14 protein-coding genes are annotated in these 18,163 nt (G+C 68.6%); 8 read left to right on the top strand and 6 right to left on the bottom strand.

The features are described 5' to 3' along the window. Nucleotides 1-2,094 (bottom strand): TonB-dependent siderophore receptor, encoded by a 2,094-nt coding sequence (locus VHA82_RS11770; protein ID WP_325543747.1) that lies wholly within the window; start codon nt 2,092-2,094, stop codon nt 1-3. A gap of 36 nt (nt 2,095-2,130) precedes the next feature. Further along, entirely contained in the window at nt 2,131-3,678 is a 1,548-nt protein-coding gene (locus VHA82_RS11765; RefSeq protein ID WP_325543746.1) for a hypothetical protein, read from the bottom strand. Nucleotides 3,679-3,907: 229 nt separating this feature from the next. On the opposite strand from VHA82_RS11765, the gene VHA82_RS11760 reads away from it, so the two are divergent. Genes VHA82_RS11760 through VHA82_RS11750 form a run of 3 tightly spaced genes read left to right on the top strand, consistent with a single transcriptional unit; the run spans nt 3,908 to nt 5,884 of the window. Next, on the top strand, nt 3,908-4,219 hold the full coding sequence (locus VHA82_RS11760; protein WP_325543745.1) for a hypothetical protein: 312 nt from the start codon (nt 3,908-3,910) through the stop codon (nt 4,217-4,219). 2 nt (nt 4,220-4,221) lie between these two features. Next, nucleotides 4,222-4,644, top strand: coding sequence for a hypothetical protein (locus VHA82_RS11755; protein ID WP_325543744.1), 423 nt, complete (start codon nt 4,222-4,224; stop codon nt 4,642-4,644). Between the two features lie 10 nt (nt 4,645-4,654). Then, entirely contained in the window at nt 4,655-5,884 is a 1,230-nt protein-coding gene (locus VHA82_RS11750) for a DUF2325 domain-containing protein (RefSeq protein WP_325543742.1), read from the top strand. Here the strand turns inward: VHA82_RS11750 and katG are convergent. The 4 genes from katG to VHA82_RS11730 form a co-directional block, all read right to left on the bottom strand. After that, nucleotides 5,881-8,106: a catalase/peroxidase HPI gene (gene katG / locus VHA82_RS11745; protein WP_325543741.1), complete on the bottom strand. Its 2,226-nt coding sequence runs from the start codon at nt 8,104-8,106 to the stop codon at nt 5,881-5,883. The genes VHA82_RS11750 and katG overlap by 4 nt on opposite strands. Before the next feature lie 110 nt (nt 8,107-8,216). Continuing rightward, nucleotides 8,217-9,554 (bottom strand): aminotransferase class III-fold pyridoxal phosphate-dependent enzyme, encoded by a 1,338-nt coding sequence (locus tag VHA82_RS11740; protein ID WP_325543739.1) that lies wholly within the window; start codon nt 9,552-9,554, stop codon nt 8,217-8,219. A 15-nt stretch (nt 9,555-9,569) separates the two neighbouring features. Further along, nucleotides 9,570-10,865 carry an FAD-binding oxidoreductase gene (locus VHA82_RS11735; RefSeq protein ID WP_325543738.1) on the bottom strand — a complete coding sequence of 432 codons (1,296 nt, stop codon included), beginning with the start codon at nt 10,863-10,865 and terminating at the stop codon, nt 9,570-9,572. Between the two features lie 21 nt (nt 10,866-10,886). Beyond that, entirely contained in the window at nt 10,887-11,804 is a 918-nt protein-coding gene (locus tag VHA82_RS11730) for a GntR family transcriptional regulator (protein WP_325543737.1), read from the bottom strand. A gap of 71 nt (nt 11,805-11,875) precedes the next feature. On the opposite strand from VHA82_RS11730, the gene VHA82_RS11725 reads away from it, so the two are divergent. Genes VHA82_RS11725 through VHA82_RS11705 form a run of 5 tightly spaced genes read left to right on the top strand, consistent with a single transcriptional unit; the run spans nt 11,876 to nt 18,141 of the window. Beyond that, the gene (locus VHA82_RS11725) at nt 11,876-13,057 is read left to right on the top strand and encodes a C45 family peptidase (protein ID WP_325543736.1); all 1,182 of its coding nucleotides are present in this window, start codon (nt 11,876-11,878) and stop codon (nt 13,055-13,057) included. Between the two features lie 22 nt (nt 13,058-13,079). Next, nucleotides 13,080-14,645, top strand: a complete 1,566-nt coding sequence (locus VHA82_RS11720; protein WP_325543734.1) for an ABC transporter substrate-binding protein — start codon at nt 13,080-13,082, stop codon at nt 14,643-14,645. A 27-nt stretch (nt 14,646-14,672) separates the two neighbouring features. Further along, entirely contained in the window at nt 14,673-15,629 is a 957-nt protein-coding gene (locus tag VHA82_RS11715; protein ID WP_325543733.1) for an ABC transporter permease, read from the top strand. Continuing rightward, nucleotides 15,626-16,438, top strand: a complete 813-nt coding sequence (locus VHA82_RS11710; RefSeq protein WP_325543732.1) for an ABC transporter permease — start codon at nt 15,626-15,628, stop codon at nt 16,436-16,438. Before VHA82_RS11715 ends, VHA82_RS11710 begins: the two co-directional genes overlap by 4 nt. Then, complete coding sequence (locus VHA82_RS11705) at nt 16,435-18,141, top strand: ABC transporter ATP-binding protein (protein WP_325543731.1); 1,707 nt, start codon at nt 16,435-16,437, stop codon at nt 18,139-18,141. Before VHA82_RS11710 ends, VHA82_RS11705 begins: the two co-directional genes overlap by 4 nt. Nucleotides 18,142-18,163 lie beyond the last annotated feature (22 nt).

Below are 18,163 nucleotides of genomic sequence, written 5' to 3'. Positions count from 1 at the left end.
TCAGAGCTTGTATTCGAGCGACACGCCGACGTTGCGCGGCGCGCCGTAGATCGCGCCGTATTCGACCGTGCTCAGGTACTTCTTGTCGAGAAGGTTTCTCACGTTGAGCCTCAACGTCGCCTTGTCGTTCAGCTCGTAGGCGGCGAAGCCGTCGGCGAGCAGATACGCGTGTTGCAGTGCGCCCCCGATCTTCGACACGTCCGATTGCCAGCGCGCGGCGATGCCGAGCCGCAACTTCGGCAGCATCGGCGCGCGGGAATCGGCGCGCAGGTTCAGCGTGCGGCGCGGCACCCATTCGTAGATGTCGTTGCCGTCGGGGCCGGTGAGCCTGAGCTGCGTGTAGCCCGCGGTGAGCCTCGTGTCGCTGCCGATGCGCCCGGTCACCTCGACTTCGAAGCCTCGCGATTTCACGTCCTTGGGCTCGTAGTAGTAGTTGCCGGCGCTGTTGATGCCCGCGTACGTGGCCAGGCCGCTTTGCCTCGCGCTGAAGACGGCGAACGTCGTGAGCAGCCGGCGGTGAAGCCACTCGGCCTTCACGCCGGCTTCCGCATTGATGCCCTTCATCGGCGCCAGGAATACGCCGTTGATGTCGGCCTGGTCCTGGTTCTGGAAGATGTCGGAGTACGACACGTAGCCGAGCACGTCGGGCGTGATGTCGTAAGTCGCGCCGACGTACGGGCTCACCTTGCTGGTCGTCGAGTTGTCGAGCACCGTGCCGCTGCCGTAGATCGACGCGCCGTTGCGCTTCAGGCGCACCGCGTTGACCCCGAGGATGACCTTGAGCGGGTCGGTCACCGCGAGGCGGGCCGCGCCGTACAGCCGCGTGAGCTGCTGTTCGCCGCCCGGGCCGTGGTTGATCGTGCCCCAGTCGGGTTCGCCAAAGACGTCGCCCGCATACGGGAAGGCCGGCAGCGCAGCGATGTACGCGGTCGCGTCGTAGTCGTCGGTCTTCGTCGTCTGCTTCGAGCGGCTCACGCCGATCACCGCTTCGTGCTTGCGGCCGAATGCCTCGAAGCGGCCCGTGAGGTTGGCGTCGAAGATGTCGCTGCTCGATGTGCCTTCGCTGCGGTAGGGCCAGCCGACGAGGCCGGTGTTGTCCGGATTCAGCGCGCCGGTGGTCGGCGAGTAGGCGTAGAAGAGCTTCGTGCTCTCCGTGCCGCGGCGGTGGTTGTACGTGAATTTCGCTTCCCAGTCGGACGAAAGCGTGTGCGTGTATTCGGCGAACCCGTTGAACGAACGCGTGTTCCAGTACGTCCAGTCCTGCGAGGTCGACGACGAGACGTCGAAGTCGGCCAGGCTGCCGTCGGGATAGTTGAGGGTGAGCGAGCCCCACATCGGCGAGCGTTGCCGGTTGTCCGCGACGCTCAGGCCGAAGGTGAGCACGCCATCGCGGCCGATCTGCCCGTCCACGACGCCGTAGATCGTGTCGCGCCGATCGTGCAGCGCACGGATGTACGAATCCTTGTCCTCGCTCGCGACGACGAGCCGGCCGGCCCACGAGCCATCGGCGGTGAAGACCTTGTTGTAGTCGAGCGCGAGGCGCTTCAGGCCATAGGCGCCGGCCGAGACGATCGCCTGGCCGCCGCCGGTGTTGGTCGGCCGCTTGCGAACGTAGTTGACTGTGCCGGAGGCGTTGCCGACGCCGGTGAGCAGGCCGTTGGCGCCGCGAATGAGCTCGATGCGTTCGAACAGGAACGTGTCCTGCTGGCCGACGATGGTGCCCCAATCGTTGGTCATGCCCAGGCCGTCGATCTGCGTGAGCATCACCTGGAAGCCGCGCGAGTTGATCTCGGCCCGGTTGGTTTCGTACTGCTCCACGTTGATGCCGGTGCCGTAGCGAAGCGCGTCGTTGGAGCCGGTGATGCCGAAGTCGGTCAGTTCCTCCTTGTCGATCGTGCTGATCGACTGCGGCGTGTCCTTGATCTCCAGCGGCAGGTTGGTCGCGCCCGAGGAGACGCGGTTTGCGCGCTTCGCGGTGACCACGACCGTTTGCAGCGCGGTTGCCGGCGGCTGCACCTGACCGTGAGCCTGTCCGAGTGACATCGCGGTCGCGAGCGCGGCGACCGAAAGCGCATGCGGGGCGTTCGACTTCATTGGGGTTCTTCCTTGTGACTGCTTGCCGGCGTGCGCTCAGGACGAGACGTGCATCGGCCGGGCGAAAACGGCACTGAACCGGTTCGCGAAATCCGCGTGCGGCTCGCCTGCCAGGCTGCGGGGCCACGATTGCATCAAACGCGGCAAGACCTCGTGCTCCAGGAACCGCGCGATTTTTTCTTTGCGTGCCCGCTTCGTGGCGGTGTCGAGCGCCGATGCCCGCTCGACTCGAGCGGCCAGGGCGAGCAGCTCGTGCCCGAGCTGACGAATCAGCGTGGCCTCGCGGTGTATCGCCTGGCAAGCGTGGCGCAGCACGAGGCCGCACGTGCGATCGAGCAGAGCGTCGAACTCGTCCTGATCGATGGCGCCCAGGGCCGCCAGCTCGGCGCATTCCGGCAGCGAGACGCTGAAGAATCGCTCGATCCCGGCACTGAGCATGGCATAGATGAATTCCTCCTTCACTCCGCGGGAAGGACTCCACTGCGGGCTGGACAGCCATCGCGGCAGTTCGTCCGGGATCGCGGAGCGGGAAAGCCGCGCGAACTCCCGGGCGATGAGGCGTGTTTGCGCGAGGTGAAGGCCCGCGTGCGGGTCCAGTTTGCCGAGTTCATCCCGCACTGCCTGCTCAAGCAGGCCCTTCGAATTGGCCTGCGCGAGCGCGTGACGAAGTGATGTCGCACGGCCTTCGGGCACGCTTTCGCCGAACGCGTCGCACGATTGCAGGCCGTCCCTGCCCAGTTCCGCGAGGAGCGCTCTGCGATTCAGGACGCGCGTTCTGGAGAGTTGCCCCGGCGCAGCTGCATGCTCGATGACCCGGAGCAGCGGCACGTCCAGCGCGGCGTGCACGGCTTGCTGCGCGAGGGGGTGGCCTGCGAGCGCGGCTTCAAGTTCATGCAACGTGCCAGCCATGCACAAGACGACGGGCGCCGGATCGACGCTCGCGGACACGGCATCTTCCAGAATGTCGATCGTCCGGGCGACGAGGCCGGGGGTCGCCGTGCACGCGGCCGGATCGGCGCCGAGCCGCACTAGGGCAGCGATCCGGCTGTCGATGGAGGCTTGCAGAAACGCTGCCCTCAGCGCGTGCAGGCGCGGATGGGCATCAACGGCGAAGATCGCGCAATGGAGAGGCCGCGCGCCGTCGCGAACAGAGATTTCGGTGAGCGCATCCGCGAGCGATCGCAACATCTCGTCCACGAATTCTTCTTCCCGCGCACGGTCGTCGAAGTGCTCGCTTGCGTGACTGATCCGCACCAGGCAATGCTTGGCCGCGTGAATCAGAGACAGCACGTTGCTGCGCTGCCGGCGAACACGTGAGCCCCACTGCGCGTCGGATTCGTCCGGCAAGCGCTGCGGATCGAACCGCGCGCAGTGGCGGTCCTTCAGATCGGCAATTCCTTGCTTCGCCGCCGTGACAGCGGCGGCGCGCGCGGCGCATTCAGGCGATTGGGAAGGGTCGTCGACCGCCGGCCATTCGAGGCGCGCTTCGACGCCGTCTCTCGCCATCACCTGCAATTCGACATCGGGCACCTGGGGTTGGTCGGCGCGCAGACGCTGGACCGGCGAAGAGGGGGATGCAAACATTGTGCGGCAGTCCTTGAGTGCGGCAAGGCGCTTCAAGGTGCCGGACGAAATTCGACACGCTGCAAGCCTCGCGATGGTTGGAACCGAACGCTGGCTCGCTGCCGCGCGGGTACGCGGTAACGCTGGCTGGCTGGGTTGACGTTGGCAATTTAACCGACAGGGTCTTGGTTGTCAATGAGAATCATTCGTATTTAGAATGAGGCCGATCACGCCGGAGGTTTGCTTTCACATGCCACACGAACACGCCGACACACCGCCATTCGAATACCAGCTCTCCTGCGCGGAGGCCCTCATTGCCGGCACGCTGGCCCTCATGACAAGCCACGTGCAGGCGCAGCGCGCAGCCGACCGCGCGCCGATGGCTCGCAAGATCGTCGCCAACCTCGACGAACTCGCCGCGCACGTCTGCATTTCTCCGCAGTTCCGGGAGGTCGTGCACCTGCTGCGAGACCACTGGCAGGCGATGCATCGTCATTCGCTGCCCAAGCCGCCCGCACCCGAGCCGCGAGCCAAACCGGCCGCACCGGGAAGGCTGCATTGACCATGGCGCGGGTCCATGCCGCGGCCGTCCCGCTGGTCCATGCATCGGACCTGCGCGCACTCCTGGACTTCTACTGCGGGACGCTGGGCTTGCGGCTCGAACAGGAAATCCCCGGCGCCCTGGCGGTGCTTTCGCTGGGCCGGGCACGGCTGCAGATCTGGCAGCGCGAGGGCCTGAAGCCGCGCCACTGCCACATCGCCCTGACGGCTGCTCGCGGCGGCATCTTCCGGTTGCACGCGTGCCTCGCGACTCGCGCGCGATGCGCCGTCGAAGAGCAGGGGCCGGTGCTGCGCAGCTGGGGAATCTGGGAGTTCACCGTGCGCGACCCGCAGGGCAATCGCGTGTTCTTCTCCGAGCCTGCCTGCGACTTCGCCCTCGAGCCACGAGGGGCCAGCGACAGGAAGGACCAACCTCGTCCGCACTGAAAGGATCGCCATGTGCCAGCAGGAAGACGCGTTGCCCGTTCAAGCCGCGCACGGCTCGAGACGCCGCCGGCTGTGGGAGCTTCCGCACCATGCGTTGTGCCCCGTGATCGGCGTGTGCCTGCCGCTCGTCACGCTGCGCAGGCTCGCGGGCAAGGTTCTGGGTGGGCCGCCCGTCGCTGACAACTACGATCTGCATTGCGGCGTGATCGCCGAGTCGCGGCAGCGCACGCGCATGTCGGAGGCCTTGCAGCGCGAATTGGAGACGCGCTATGCGCTCGCGATTCGCGCGGCCAGCGTCAACAAGTCGGCCGAGGCGCTTGCCGGCTGGTGGCGCGAACGGTGTTCCGGCGGCGACGTGGGCGGCGCGCTCTGGGCAACGCTCACCCATCCGCGCTGCGATCCGGCGCTCGAGGAAAGCCTGCTGCGCGACATCCACATGCTGCAGCACCAGATCGGGACGGCCAATCGCGCGAGCATCCAGCGCCTGGACGAACTCATGGAGGAGAACGCCGTGCTGGCTCGCGAACTGGCCGCGGCCCAGCGGCGCGCCACGGATGCCGCCGCCGAGCAGCAGCGGCGATCGGAAACGATGCAGTCCGACATCATCCGGTTGCGCGCGCAACTGATCCGCCGCGACACCGAGCTCGCGGCCCAGGCAGAGGAATTGCGCGTCCTCGAAGAGGCTGTGCCCGCATTGAAGGAACGCGCGGAACTGGTGCGCAGCCTGGAGCGGCAGACCTTGCGCGTGCATGAACTCGAACGCTGCGTGCTGCGCGGGCGGCACGAAGCCGAACGCGCTCACGCACGGGCCGAGGCCGCGCAGCGCGCCCTGCAGGACCTGCGCGAGGCGTCGCGACCTCACCCGGCCGATGCGGGCCTTCCGCGACTGGACGATCGCTCCGTGCTCTGCGTCGGCGGCCGCCAGGCGAGCGTGCCCGCCTATCGCCGTCTCATCGAGGCCGTCGGAGCCCGGTTCCTGCACCACGACGGAGGCGAAGAAGAGAGCGCGACCCAGCTGGATGCGATGCTCGACAGCGCGGACCTGGTGATCTGCCAGACGGGTTGCATCAGCCACGATGCCTACTGGCGCGTGAAGGACCACTGCAAGCGCACCGGCAAGCGCTGCGTGTTCGTGGAAAAGCCGAGCCGCGCCGGGCTGCAGCGCGCGCTCGGCACGCTGTCCTCGGCGAGCCCGCCCCGGCACGTGATCCCGATCGCGGCGGAGCCGGCGCCGCGTTAGAGCGGCGCAGGTGCCGCGCCTGTCCGCCGCAACTCGAAACGATCCGCGTCCATCACCTTCACCCACGCGGCCACGAAGTCCTGCACGAACCTGGCCCGCGCATCCGCCGATGCATAGACTTCCGCGATGGCGCGCAGCTGGGAGTGCGAACCGAAGATGAGGTCCACGCGTGATGCCGTCCATTTCGCCTCACCCGTCGCGCGGTCGCGTCCCTCGTACACGCCGGCATCCGCGATGGAAGGCTGCCACTGCGTCCGCATGTCGAGGAGGTTGACGAAGAAGTCGTTCGTGAGCGTCCCGACGCGATCCGTCAGCACGCCGTGCCGGCAGTCCGCGGCATTGGCTCCGAGCACGCGCAAGCCCCCGATCAGCGCCGTCGTCTGGGGCGCCGTCAGACCCAGCAGCTGCGCCTTGTCCACGAGGGCTTCCTCCGGAGAAAGTCGCGCCCGGCCTTGCCAGAAGTTGCGAAAGCCGTCGGCTCTCGGCTGCAGCGGCTCGAAGGACGCGATGTCGGTCTGTTCCTGGGAAGCGTCCATGCGTCCCGGCGCGAACGGAACGCGGATGTCGTGTCCTCCCGCCTTCGCGGCATCCTCGATGGCCGCGCAGCCTCCGAGAACGATCAGGTCGGCCAGCGACACCCGCTTGCGGCCCGCCTGCGCGCCGTTGAACGTTTCCTGGATTCCCTCCAGTGTCCGCAGCACGCCGGCCAGCTGCGCCGGCTGGTTGGCTTCCCAGTCCTTCTGAGGCGCGAGGCGGATGCGCGCGCCGTTGGCCCCGCCGCGCTTGTCCGAAGCGCGGAACGTCGAAGCCGAGGCCCAGGCGGTGGCGACCAGTTGCGGCACGGACAATCCCGAAGCGAGGATGGAACGCTTGAGCCCCGCGATGTCCCTGTCGTCGACGAGTTCATGGTCGACCGCGGGGATCGGGTCCTGCCAGAGCAGCGCTTCCGCGGGAACCTCCGGGCCGAGGTAGCGCGCGCGCGGCCCCAGGTCGCGATGGGTCAGCTTGAACCAGGCCCTTGCGAAAGCATCGGCGAACTGATCCGGGTTCTCCATGAATCGGCGCGAGATCTTCTCGTAGGCCGGATCGAACCGCAGCGAGAGATCGGTGGTCAGCATGGCGGGCGCGATGCGCTTCGAAGCGTCGTGCGCGTGCGGAACGGTATCCCCGCCCGCGCCGCCCTTGGGCGTCCACTGATGCGCTCCGGCGGGGCTCTTCGTCAGCTCCCATTCGTAGCCGAACAGGTTCCAGAAGAAGTTGTTGCTCCAGCGTGTGGGCGTCGTGGTCCACGTCACCTCCAGGCCGCTCGTGATCGCGTCGGCGCCCTTGCCGGTGCCGAAGCTGCTCTTCCATCCCAGACCCTGTTCCTCGATGGGCGCGGCTTCCGGCTCGGGGCCGACGTGGCTCGCAGGCCCCGCGCCATGCGTCTTTCCGAAGGTGTGGCCTCCCGCGATCAGGGCCACGGTCTCTTCGTCGTTCATCGCCATGCGGGCGAACGTTTCGCGGATGTCCCGCGCGGCGGCAATCGGATCGGGGTTGCCTCCGGGTCCTTCGGGGTTCACGTAGATGAGGCCCATCTGGACGGCCGCGAGCGGATTCAGCAACTCGCGATCGCCGCTGTAGCGCTCGTCCGCGAGCCACTTGCCCTCGGGGCCCCAGAAGACGTCCAGATCCGCTTCCCACACGTCCTGGCGTCCCGCGGCGAAGCCGAAGGTCTTGAAGCCCATCGATTCGAGCGCGACGTTGCCGGCGAGGATCATGAGATCGGCCCAGGAGATCTTCTGTCCGTATTTCTGCTTGATCGGCCAGAGCAGTCGCCGGGCCTTGTCCAGGTTGGCGTTGTCGGGCCAGCTGTTCACCGGGGCGAAGCGTTGCTGGCCACGGCCCGCGCCGCCGCGGCCATCGTGGATGCGATAAGTGCCCGCGCTGTGCCATGCCATGCGCACCATGAGCGGGCCGTAGTGGCCGAAGTCGGCGGGCCACCAATCCTGGGAGTCCGTCATCATGGCGGCGAGGTCCTTCTTGAGCGCCGCGAAGTCCAGGCCCGCGAACGCCTGCGCATAGTCGAAGTCCGCAGCCATTGGGTCGGACAACGCGGAGTGCCGATGCAGCACGCTCAGGTCCAGCTGATCGGGCCACCAGTCACGCGGCATGCCGCCTGCACGGTTCGTTTTCGCCACGGGGCATTCGGCCGAAGGCCCGTTTCTGTTCGCTGTATCCATCGTTCACTCCGTATCGAGGCGCTACACCGCAAGGCCCCCGTGCGCGCCAAACGGGAGACTTCCTCCATTGACTCTCGGAATCCGCGCACTCGCGTTGACGCAGCGCAAGTTCAGTGGACCGGGCCCGTATCCGAAGCCACGCGCCGCAGCGCCGCACCGAGGGTGTCGAACACATGCCGTATCTCTTCCTCGCCGATCACGAGCGGCGGCGACAGCAGCAGCGTGTCGCCGGAATTGCGGACGAGGACGCCCGCTTCGAGACACGCGAGGTGGCATTCGTTCGCTCGCGCGCCCGGGGCGCCCTCGCGCGGCCGCAGATCGATCGCGGCGAGCAGGCCCACGTTGCGGATGTCGAGCACATTCGGCGCATCGCGCAGCGAATGCGCCTGCTCCTGCCAGAGCGGCGCCATGCGGGCCGCACGCTGCGGCAGGGCCAGTTCCTCGTGCACGTCGAGCGTCGCGAGCGCCGCCGCGCAGGCGAGCGGGTGCGCCGAATACGTGTACCCGTGAAAGAGCTCGATCACCTCGGGCGCGCCGGTCATGAACGCCTGGTACACGTCGCGGCTCGCGAGCACGCCGCCCATGGGCACGGCGCCGTTGGTCATGCCCTTCGCGCAGGTGAGCAGGTCGGGCGTGACGCCGAAGGCCTGCGCGGCGAAGGGCGCGCCCAGCCGTCCGAAGCCGGTGATCACCTCGTCGAACACGAGCAGGATGCCGTGCTTCGTGCACAGCTCGCGCAGCCGCTGCAGGTAGCCGGCGGGAGGCGGATACACGCCTCCCGACCCCGTGACGGGCTCCACGATCACCGCGGCGATGGTGCCCGGGTCGTGGATCTGCGCGAGCTGCTCCAGCGCGTCGGCGTAGTGCGCACCCTTGTCGGGAAGCCCGCGCGAAAACCGGCAATCGGCGTCATAGGGCAGAGGCAGGTGCATGGTCTCCGGCAGGAGCGGCCCGAAGTCGCGCTTGTGGCGGCCGATGCCCGCCACCGACAGGCCGCCGAAGCCCATGCCGTGATAGCCCTTCATGCGGCCCACGAACTTCGTGCGGCGCGCATCGCCGCGCGCCTGGTGATACGCGCGCGCCATCTTGAGCGCCGTGTCCACGGCTTCCGATCCCGAGTTCACGAAGAACACGTGCTCGAGACCTTTCGGCGCGATGCGCACGATGCGCTCGGCGAGTTCGAAAGCGGCGGGATGGCTCATGCGAAACGACGACACGAAGTCGAGCTTCGCCGCGGCCTGCTGGATCGCGCGCGTGATTCGCGGCTGTCCGTGGCCCGCGTTCACGCACCAGAGCCCCGCCATCGCATCGAGCACCTTGCGGCCCGAATCGTCGGTGTAGTGCATGCCCTCGGCGGCAGTGAAGATGAGCGGCCGGTCGCGGAACTGGCGCTGCGCGGTGAAGGGCAGCCAGAAGGCGTCGGCGAAGGCGGGGGTTGCGATGGTCATGACGAAGACGCTCCTTCAGGAAAGCGACCGGACGCTCGCGAGGCCGTCGAGCGTCCGAAGCCACAGGGCACCCGCGGCGGCCGCATACCGGCGCAGCGGAAAAAGCGGAAGAGGGCGCAGTGGCTCGGGCGGCGGCAGCGGCAACGCCTCGGGCGAAACGCCTTCGAGCAGATCGGCGAGCACGGCACCCAGCGCGAGATTCCAGGCGACGCCCTTGCCGTTGCATGCGACGCTGGCCCAGGCGTCTTCGCCCAGGCTGTACAGCTTCGGAAACCGGCCCAGCGTGACGGAGACCTCTCCGCCCCACCAGTAGCCGAGCGGCGTCTCGCGATGGTGCGGCCATAGCGAGCGAAGCGTGCGTTCCTGCAGCGCGAACGACGGGAGCCCCGCAGGCGCGCGCACCGTGCCCTTGCCGCCGACGAGCAGGCGGCCTTGCGCGTCCTGCCGGAAGTAGCGCAGAAGGCGGCGCGTGTCCGAGACCGTGGTGCCCTGGGCCAGCGCCTCGCCCGCGAAAGGCACGGGCTCGGTCGCCACCTGAAAGCTCCACACGCGCAGCAACGACCGCTCGAGGGCGGGCACGAGCGGCGCGGCACTGCCGTTCGTTGCGATCAGCACGCGGCGAGCGTCCACGCGGCCGTCCTGCGTCGTGATCCGCCAGCTGCTGCCGTGACGCTGCATCGAGAGCGCCCGCGTCTGCTCGTGGATCCGCGCGCCCGCGTCCCGCGCCGCGCGCGCGAGTTCGCGCACCAGCGACAGCGGATGGACGCTTCCGGCATTCGGGTTGAAGTAGCCGCCGCGATAGGCCCGCGTGCCGATGGCGGATTCGAGCGCGGATGCGTCGAGCCAGCGCGCGGCGATGCCCGAGCGTTGCAGCGCCTCGAGTTTCTCGCGGACCTGCGCCACGCCTTCGTCGGTGTCGGCCGCGTAGATCGAGCCCGCGCGACGCGCGTCGCAGCGCAGCTGGTGGCGATCGATGAGAGCGAACGCCGCCTCGACCGCGCCGAATGCGAAGCGATGAAGGCGTTGCGCGGCCGACCAGCCGAATCGCAGCACCAGCTCGTCGAGCGCATGCCGCCCGCCGTGGAGCACCTGCCCGCCGTTGCGGCCGGATGCGCCCTCGCCGACGCGGCCGGCCTCCAGCACCGTCACCGCGACGCCGCGCAACGCGAGTTCGAGCGCGGTGGAAAGGCCCGCGAAGCCCGCGCCCACGATGAGCACCTCCGTCTCGCGGGCACCACCCAGCGGTCCCTGCAGCGCGGGAGCCGGGATGGCCGTGGCCTCCCAGAGGGATCGCTGCGCCGGCAGGCTCATTGCTTTTCCAGGCTCCAAAAATCAGGCGGCCTGGGCCTGCGCGCGCAGCCGGCTCGCCACCTCGAGATGCCGGTGCATCAAGAGCGCCGCGAGCTCGCAATCGCCCGCCTGCAGCCGGTCGAGCATTTCCAGGTGCTCGCGGCAATTCACCTCCACGCGTTCGCGGCCGTGCTTCCAGTCGTAGTTGGACAGGCGCCGCAGCCGGTTTTGCCGCTGGACGGCCAGCGCGAAATAGCGGTTGCGCGAGCCCTGCGCGATGCCTTCGTGGAACGCCGCGTTCATCTCGAAGAAGGCGATGCTGGAGCTGTCCGTCCAGGGCGCCTTCAGGAAGGCTTCGTGGCGGCCGCGCATCTGCGCGATCCACTCCGGCGCGAGCGCGAAACCGGGCTCGCGGATGGCCGCGGGCTCGACGGTCATGCGAAACCGGTAGCTTTCCTGCCGCGCCCCCTGGTCCCACACCTCCGCGGCGAACTGCCAGCCGTAACCCAGGCGACGCTCCACCACGCCCAGCTCGGCGAGCCGGTCCAGCGCCAGGCGCAGCGCGGGGCGCGACAAGCCGTAGCGGTCCATCAGCTCCTTTTCGGAGACGTGGGCCGGCAACTCGCCGCGCTGCCGCTCGCGGGCGATGCGCACGAGCAGCGCGTCCTCGTCGGGGGGCGCGGACGTTCGCGCGGGCGCGGCGCGCGGCTGCGGCGGCAGCTTGAGCAGCTCCACGCCCTTGTTCGGCCGCCGCGCCGCGAAGCCGCGGGCGGCCAGCACGTCGAGCGCGGCGCGCACGGGCGTGCGCGATACCCCCAGCCGCAGCGCCACGGCGTTCTCGTTGATGCGCGTGCCGGGCTTCACGCCTTCCTCGTGCATCAGCGCGGCGATCCGGTCGGCCAGCTCGCTTTGCAGCGGCGTCGCGCGAAGCGGGGCACGGGAAGCGCCCCGCGAGGGCAATGCGAGCAGGTTTGATTTTTTCGGAATCACAAAATACACTTTAGCCGAAATTCGATCCGACGACCACCCCGATGCCCCCTTCAGCCGAAACCTTCGCGCGCGGCGTGCCCCCACCCGCACCCTTCATCGACATCGCCGGGCCGCCGCGCGAGCGCGGACAGCAGTACGGCGAGCAGGCCCGCGAGCGCATCCTGCGCGGCATCGGCCACTACACGGCGCAACTGGAGGGCGCGAGGCTCGGCTGGAGCGACATCGAAGCGCTCGTGCAAACGTACGAACCGACCATTGCCGACTTCGAGCCCGCTTTCGTCGAAGAAATGAGAGGCATCGCGGAGGGCGCCGGCGTCGACTTCGCCGCGGTCGTGATGCTCAATGCGCGCACCGAACTGCTGAAGCTCGCCGACCGGCGCCGCAAGGGCCAGCCCGCCTTGATCGATCCCGACGGCTGCACCGGCATCGCCGCGATGCCCGCGGCCACGCGCGCGGGCAACCTGATCCATGCGCAGAACTGGGACTGGAAGGTCGAGTGCGCCGAAACCGCGGTGGTGGTGCGCGTGCGGCGCGACGACGGCCCGGACGTTCTCACCTTCACCGAAGCGGGCGGCCTCGCGCGTTCGGGCATGAACGCCGCGGGCATCTCGATCACGGCCAACTATCTCGAGTCGGATCGCGACTATCGCCAGGTCGGCGTGCCGCTCGCGCTGCTGCGCCGCAAGGCGCTGGAGCAGACGCATCTCGCCCATGCGATGAGAATTGTGTATGCGACCCCCAAGTCGGCCTCCAACAACGTGATCGTGGCGCAGGCCGGAGGCATCTGCATCGACTTCGAGTGCGCGCCCGACGAGACCTTCCAGGTTCATCCGCAGCGCGGCTTGCTCGTGCACGCCAATCATTTCCAGAGTTCCGTGGCGCTTGGCAAGCTGAAAGACACCGGCATCGCCAACACGCCCGATTCCCTGTATCGCGACGTGCGCGTGCGCGAACTGATCGAGCCGCGCATCGGCGAGATCACGCGCGAGACGGTCAAGGCCGCGCTGTTCGACGACTACCAGTCGCCCTGGTCGGTGTGCCGGCCGCCGCGGATGAACACGAGCAACAACCTCTCGGCCTCCGTCGCGATGGTCGTGATGGAGCCCGCGCTCGGCCTCATGGAAGTCGCGATGCTGCCCGCGCTGAACCGCGAATTCACGAGCTACCGGCTCGACATGGAACCGCACGTGCGCCGCGAAGCTGCCGCCGTGCGCGCCGCCTGAACACATTCCACCGAAGGACACCATGAAGATCAAGCCGACTTCCGCGCTGGCTCTGCTCGCCGCCGCCTGCATGGCCGCCGTCACCGCGCACGCGCAGCCCCAGGCGGGCACCCTGCGGGTGCGGCTGAACGCCGACATCCGCTCCACCGACCCGGGCCTCAACCGCGACGCGAACACCGACGCGGTGATGATGCACATCGTCGAGGGCCTCGTCGCCTATCGCGAGGACGCGAGCGTGGGGCCGCTGCTCGCGAAGTCGATCGACGTGTCGAAGGACGGGCGGACCTATACGTTCCACCTGCGCCCGGGCGTGAAGTTCCACAATGGCGCGCCGCTCACGGCGGACGACGTGCTGTTCTCGTGGAACCGGTACATGAAGCCTTCGAACAACTGGCGGTGCCTGCCCGAGTTCGACGGGCGCGGCGTGAGCAAGGTCCTGAGCGTGCAGGCGCCCGATCCGGCCACCGTCGTCTATACGCTCGAGAAGCCGGCCGCGCTCTTTCTCGCCACGCTCGCGCGCACGGACTGCGGCGCGGCCGCCGTCTATCACCGCGGCTCGCTCGACGGCGACAAGTGGAAGGAGCCCATCGGCACCGGCCCCTTCAAGCTGGGCGAGTGGCGGCGGGGCCAGTTCATCGAGCTGGTGCGCAATGACGCGTATGCGGCGCTGCCCGGCAAGCGCGACGGCAATACCGGCAACAAGACGGCCGAAGTCGCCAGGGTGCGCTTCGTGATCATCCCGGATTCGTCCGCGGCGAAGGCCGCGCTCTTCTCGGGCGGGATCGATCTCATCTACGACATCAACGACGAGGACATGGCGGAGTACAAGGCGCGCAGGGACATCGTGCTGGACACCGAACCGAGCATGGACATGCAGGGCGTGCTGTTCCAGACACGGGATCCGCTGCTGAAGGACGTGCGCATTCGCCGCGCCATCGCGCTCGCGCTCGACATGCCCGAACTCGTCGCGACCGTGACCACCGGCAATGCCAGGCCGAGCCGCTCGGTGATGCCGACGCCCAGCTCGTACTACAAGTCCGCGCAGGCCGCATTGCCCAGGCGGGACATCGCGCAGGCGAAGAAACTGCTCGCCGAGGCCGGCTACAAGGGCGAGCCCATCAAGCTGCTTGCCACCAAGCGCTACGAGAGCATCTACAAGATCGCGGTGATGACGCAGGCGATGGCGCAGGACGCCGGCATCCGGATGGAAGTCGAGGTGCTGGAGTGGGCCACGCTGCTGGACCGCTACAACAAGGGCAACTACCAGGCGATGGCGTTCAGCTACTCCTCTCGGCTCGATCCGTCGCTGTCGTTCGAGATGATTTCGGGACCCAAGGACAAGCAGCCGCGCAAGGTGTGGGAGAACCCCGAGGCGCTGGAGCTGATCGCCAAGAGCACCGTCACCTCCGACCGCGCGCAGCGCCAGGCGATCTTCGATCAGCTCGAGACGAAGCTGCGCGCGGACGTGCCCGCCGTCTTCATGTACTCCGCCGTCAACACGAGTGCCGCGCGCAGCTACGTGAGCGGCTACAAGGGATGGCCGCTCGGCCTCGTGCGCACGTGGGGCGTCGCGATGCGCAACCCCTGAGGGACGGCGAAGAGGCTGAAAGACGCGATGCGGTCCTCGCTCGCTTCCTACGTCGCGCGGCGCCTCGTGTGGACGCTGCCGACGCTGCTGCTGGTCGCGCTGCTCGTCTTCGTGCTGATGCGGCTCATCCCGGGTGACCCGGCCCTGCTGATCCTGGGCGATGCCGCCACGCCGGAGCAGCTCGCGAGCCTGCGCGCGCACTACGGGCTCGACCGGCCCGTCGTCACGCAATTCGCCTACTGGCTCGCACGGGTGGCGCAGGGCGACTTCGGCACTTCGATCACGAGCGGCCAGCCCGTGCTGCCGCTGCTTCTCGAACGGTTTCAGGTCAGCGCTTCCATCGTGCTCGCGGCGGTCGCCGCCGCCGTGCTCCTGGCCGTGCCGGCCGGCCTGTACGCGGCGTGGAAGCAGAACAGCGTCGTGGACACGATGGTCGTCGCGGCAGCGACGTTCTTCCTGTCCATCCCGAGCTTCTGGCTGGGCCTCCTGCTGCTGCTCGTGGTGGGCCTGAAGCTCGGCCTCGTGCCGGTCGTGGGCTACGTGACCTTCGCCGAGGACTGGCGGGCGGCGATCACGTTTCTCATACTTCCCGTCGTCACGCTCACCCTGATCGAGCTCGGCGTGCTCACGCGCATGGCGCGCGCGAGCGCCATCGAGACGCTGCGCCTCGAATACGTCACGCATGCCCGCGCCAAGGGCCTTTCGGAGCTGCGCGTGCTGCTTCGGCACGTGCTGCCCAACGCCTTCGCGCCGACGTGGACGCTCGTGGGGCTCGTGCTCGGCAACCTGCTGGGCGGCATCGCCGTGCTCGAAACCGTGTTCACGCTGCCGGGGCTCGGGAGGCTCCTGGTGGACGGGATCTTCGCGCGGGACTATCCGGTGGTGCAGGGCTGCCTGCTCTTCACGGCCTTCATCTACGTCACGGTCAATCTCGTGGTGGACCTGTGCTATCCCCTCTTCGACCCGCGCGTGTCCGCAGAATGAAGCTTCGTGCCAATGCATGGATCGGCGGCACGCTCCTCGCGGCCATGGCGCTGCTGGCGGTCACCTCCTTCTTCTGGACGCCGTTCAATCCGCTGCGGGTGCAGCCGCGCCTGCGCCTGCACCCGCCATCCGCGGACTTCCTGCTCGGGACGGACGAATTCGGCCGCGACGTGCTGTCGCGCATCATGGCCGGCGCCGCGACGAGCCTGCTCGTGGCCGCCACCACGGTGCTCGTCGCGCTCGCGCTGGGCGTCGTGGTCGGGCTCGTATCGGGCTACGTTCGCGGCTGGGTGGATCGGCTGCTGATGGTCGTCAACGATGCCTTGCTGGCGTTTCCCGGCATCCTGCTTGCGCTCGGCGTGATGGCCGTGCTCGGCGCGAACAAGTGGGGCATCGTCTTCGCCCTGGGGCTCGCCTACGCGCCGACGGCGGCGCGCGTCGTGCGCGGCACCGTCCTGTCGCTGCGCGAGAAGGAGTACGTGGAAGCGTCGCGTGTGATCGGCAACTCCGGCCTGCGGACGCTCATCGTGCACGTGCTGCCGAACTGCGTCGCCCCGCTCGTCGTGCTTGCCACGTCGATGTTCGGCTGGGTCATCCTCTCCGAGAGCGCGCTCAGCTTTCTCGGCCTGGGCGTGCCGCCGCCGGCGCCGACGTGGGGCAACATGCTGTCGTCGGGCAGGCCGTACATCGAATCGGCGGCATGGCTCGGCATCGCGCCGGGCGCGTGCATCGCATGCGCGTTGCTGGGCGTGAACCTTGTGGGCGATGCATTGCGCGACTGGTTCGATCCGCGCATGGAGCGGTCATGACGTCCGGCGCGGCGACGCCGCCGCTCCTGAGCGTGCGCGGCCTGACCCTGGAAGGCCCGGGCGGCCGCACGCTCGTGGACGGCGTTTCCTTCGATGTCGAAACCGGCCGGGTGCTGGCGCTGGTGGGCGAGTCGGGCAGCGGCAAGACGCTCGCGGGCCGCGCCATCCTGCGTCTGCTGCCCTCGCAGGTGAGGCAGTGCGCGGGCACGATCCTCCTGCAGGGCAACGACGTCGGCGCGCTCGACGAGGCGCGGATGCGCGCATTGCGCGGGGCCGTGGCGGGCATGGTGTTCCAGGAGCCGATGGTGTCGCTCAACCCGGCGATGCGCATCGGCGAGCAGCTGGCCGAGGCCTTGCTGCTGCACCAGGGGCTCGCGGCGCACGAAGCGCGCGAGCAGGCGAGCGCGATGCTCAGGCGCGTGCGCATCGACGACGTCGAGGCATGCCTGCGCGCCTTTCCGCACCAGTTCTCCGGCGGCATGCGCCAGCGCATCATGCTTGCGTCGGTAATGCTGCTGAAGCCCCGTCTGCTCATCGCCGACGAACCGACGACCGCGCTCGACTCGCTCGCACAGCGGGAAGTGATGGAGATCATGGCCGATCTCACGCGCACGGCCGGCACCGCGGTGCTGCTCGTCACGCACGACCTGGGCCTCGTCGCACGCTATGCCCACGACGTCGTCGTGCTGGAAAAGGGCCGCCGGATCGAAGGCGGCCCGGTGCGCGACGTGCTCCTTGCGCCGCGCGATGAATACACGCGCCGTCTGATCGCCGCCTTGCCGCGGCGCCGGCATTCCGCGCCGCTCCCCGCGGGCGAAACGCCGCTCGTCGAAGCGCGATCGGTTTCGATCAGCTTCTCGCGCGGAACCGGCTGGTTCAGGCGGGCCGAGAGCAAGCATGCCGTGCGCGACGTGTCGCTCGCCATCCATCCGGCCGAGGTGGTCGCCGTCGTGGGTGGATCGGGCTCGGGCAAGACCACGCTCGGTCGCGCGCTGCTCGGCCTCATTCCCCTCGCGAGTGGCGAGCTGCGCTTCGGCGGCCGTCCGGTGCACGGCGCGGGGCACAAGGACCTGCGCGAATTCCGGCTCGCAAGCCAGTTGATATTCCAGGACCCCTACTCGTCGCTCGATCCGCGGCAGCGGATCGGCGACGCCGTGGCGGAGCCGCTGCTGCATGGCGGTACGCTCGGTCGCGCGGCGCGCGAGCGCCGCGCCGGCGAGATGCTCGAACAGGTGGGACTGGCGGGGTACGAGCGGCGCTATCCGCACGCACTTTCCGGCGGGCAACGCCAGCGCGTGGCGATCGCGCGCGCGCTCGTGCGGCGGCCGGCGTTCGTCGTGGCCGACGAACCGGTCTCCGCGCTCGACATGACCATCCAGAAGCAGGTGCTCGATCTGCTCAGGAAACTGCAGGCGGAGTACGGCTTCGCATGCATGTTCGTCTCGCACAATCTCGCGGCCGTCTCCGAAATCGCGGACCGCATCGTCGTCATGGATCAGGGCCGCATCGTGGAGGAGGGCCGCGTCCAGGACATCTTCGATCGTCCGCGATCGCCGTACACGCGCCTGTTGCTGGAGGCAGCCACGACCACGGACCTGATTCAGGAGCTTGCGGCGCGGAAGGACGCGCCAGTCGCGGACGCGCCGCCGTCCCCGCGAGTTGATCCTGCTCAACGTTCGCTGCAGCGGCCCTCCGTAGCATGAGATCGAGCCCACTTCCACGCGA

It is taken from the genome of Ramlibacter sp., from assembly GCF_035548915.1.
GTDB lineage: Bacteria > Pseudomonadota > Gammaproteobacteria > Burkholderiales > Burkholderiaceae_C > Ramlibacter.
The sequence above is the reverse complement of the archived record's forward strand: the minus strand, read 5'-3'. Positions and strand labels throughout refer to the sequence as shown.

Excerpts from the sequence above, each read along its gene's own strand:
- VHA82_RS11765 (WP_325543746.1), bottom strand. The coding sequence starts at position 3,678 with ATGTTTGCATCCCCCTCTTCGCCGGTCCAGCGTCTGCGCGCCGACCAA.
- VHA82_RS11710 (WP_325543732.1), top strand. The coding sequence starts at position 15,626 with ATGAAGCTTCGTGCCAATGCATGGATCGGCGGCACGCTCCTCGCGGCC.
- VHA82_RS11720 (WP_325543734.1), top strand. The coding sequence starts at position 13,080 with ATGAAGATCAAGCCGACTTCCGCGCTGGCTCTGCTCGCCGCCGCCTGC.
- VHA82_RS11735 (WP_325543738.1), bottom strand. The coding sequence starts at position 10,865 with ATGAGCCTGCCGGCGCAGCGATCCCTCTGGGAGGCCACGGCCATCCCG.
- VHA82_RS11770 (WP_325543747.1), bottom strand. The coding sequence starts at position 2,094 with ATGAAGTCGAACGCCCCGCATGCGCTTTCGGTCGCCGCGCTCGCGACC.
- VHA82_RS11755 (WP_325543744.1), top strand. The coding sequence starts at position 4,222 with ATGGCGCGGGTCCATGCCGCGGCCGTCCCGCTGGTCCATGCATCGGAC.
- VHA82_RS11725 (WP_325543736.1), top strand. The coding sequence starts at position 11,876 with ATGCCCCCTTCAGCCGAAACCTTCGCGCGCGGCGTGCCCCCACCCGCA.
- katG (WP_325543741.1), bottom strand. The coding sequence starts at position 8,106 with ATGGATACAGCGAACAGAAACGGGCCTTCGGCCGAATGCCCCGTGGCG.
- VHA82_RS11750 (WP_325543742.1), top strand. The coding sequence starts at position 4,655 with ATGTGCCAGCAGGAAGACGCGTTGCCCGTTCAAGCCGCGCACGGCTCG.
- VHA82_RS11760 (WP_325543745.1), top strand. The coding sequence starts at position 3,908 with ATGCCACACGAACACGCCGACACACCGCCATTCGAATACCAGCTCTCC.
- VHA82_RS11715 (WP_325543733.1), top strand. The coding sequence starts at position 14,673 with ATGCGGTCCTCGCTCGCTTCCTACGTCGCGCGGCGCCTCGTGTGGACG.
- VHA82_RS11740 (WP_325543739.1), bottom strand. The coding sequence starts at position 9,554 with ATGACCATCGCAACCCCCGCCTTCGCCGACGCCTTCTGGCTGCCCTTC.
- VHA82_RS11705 (WP_325543731.1), top strand. The coding sequence starts at position 16,435 with ATGACGTCCGGCGCGGCGACGCCGCCGCTCCTGAGCGTGCGCGGCCTG.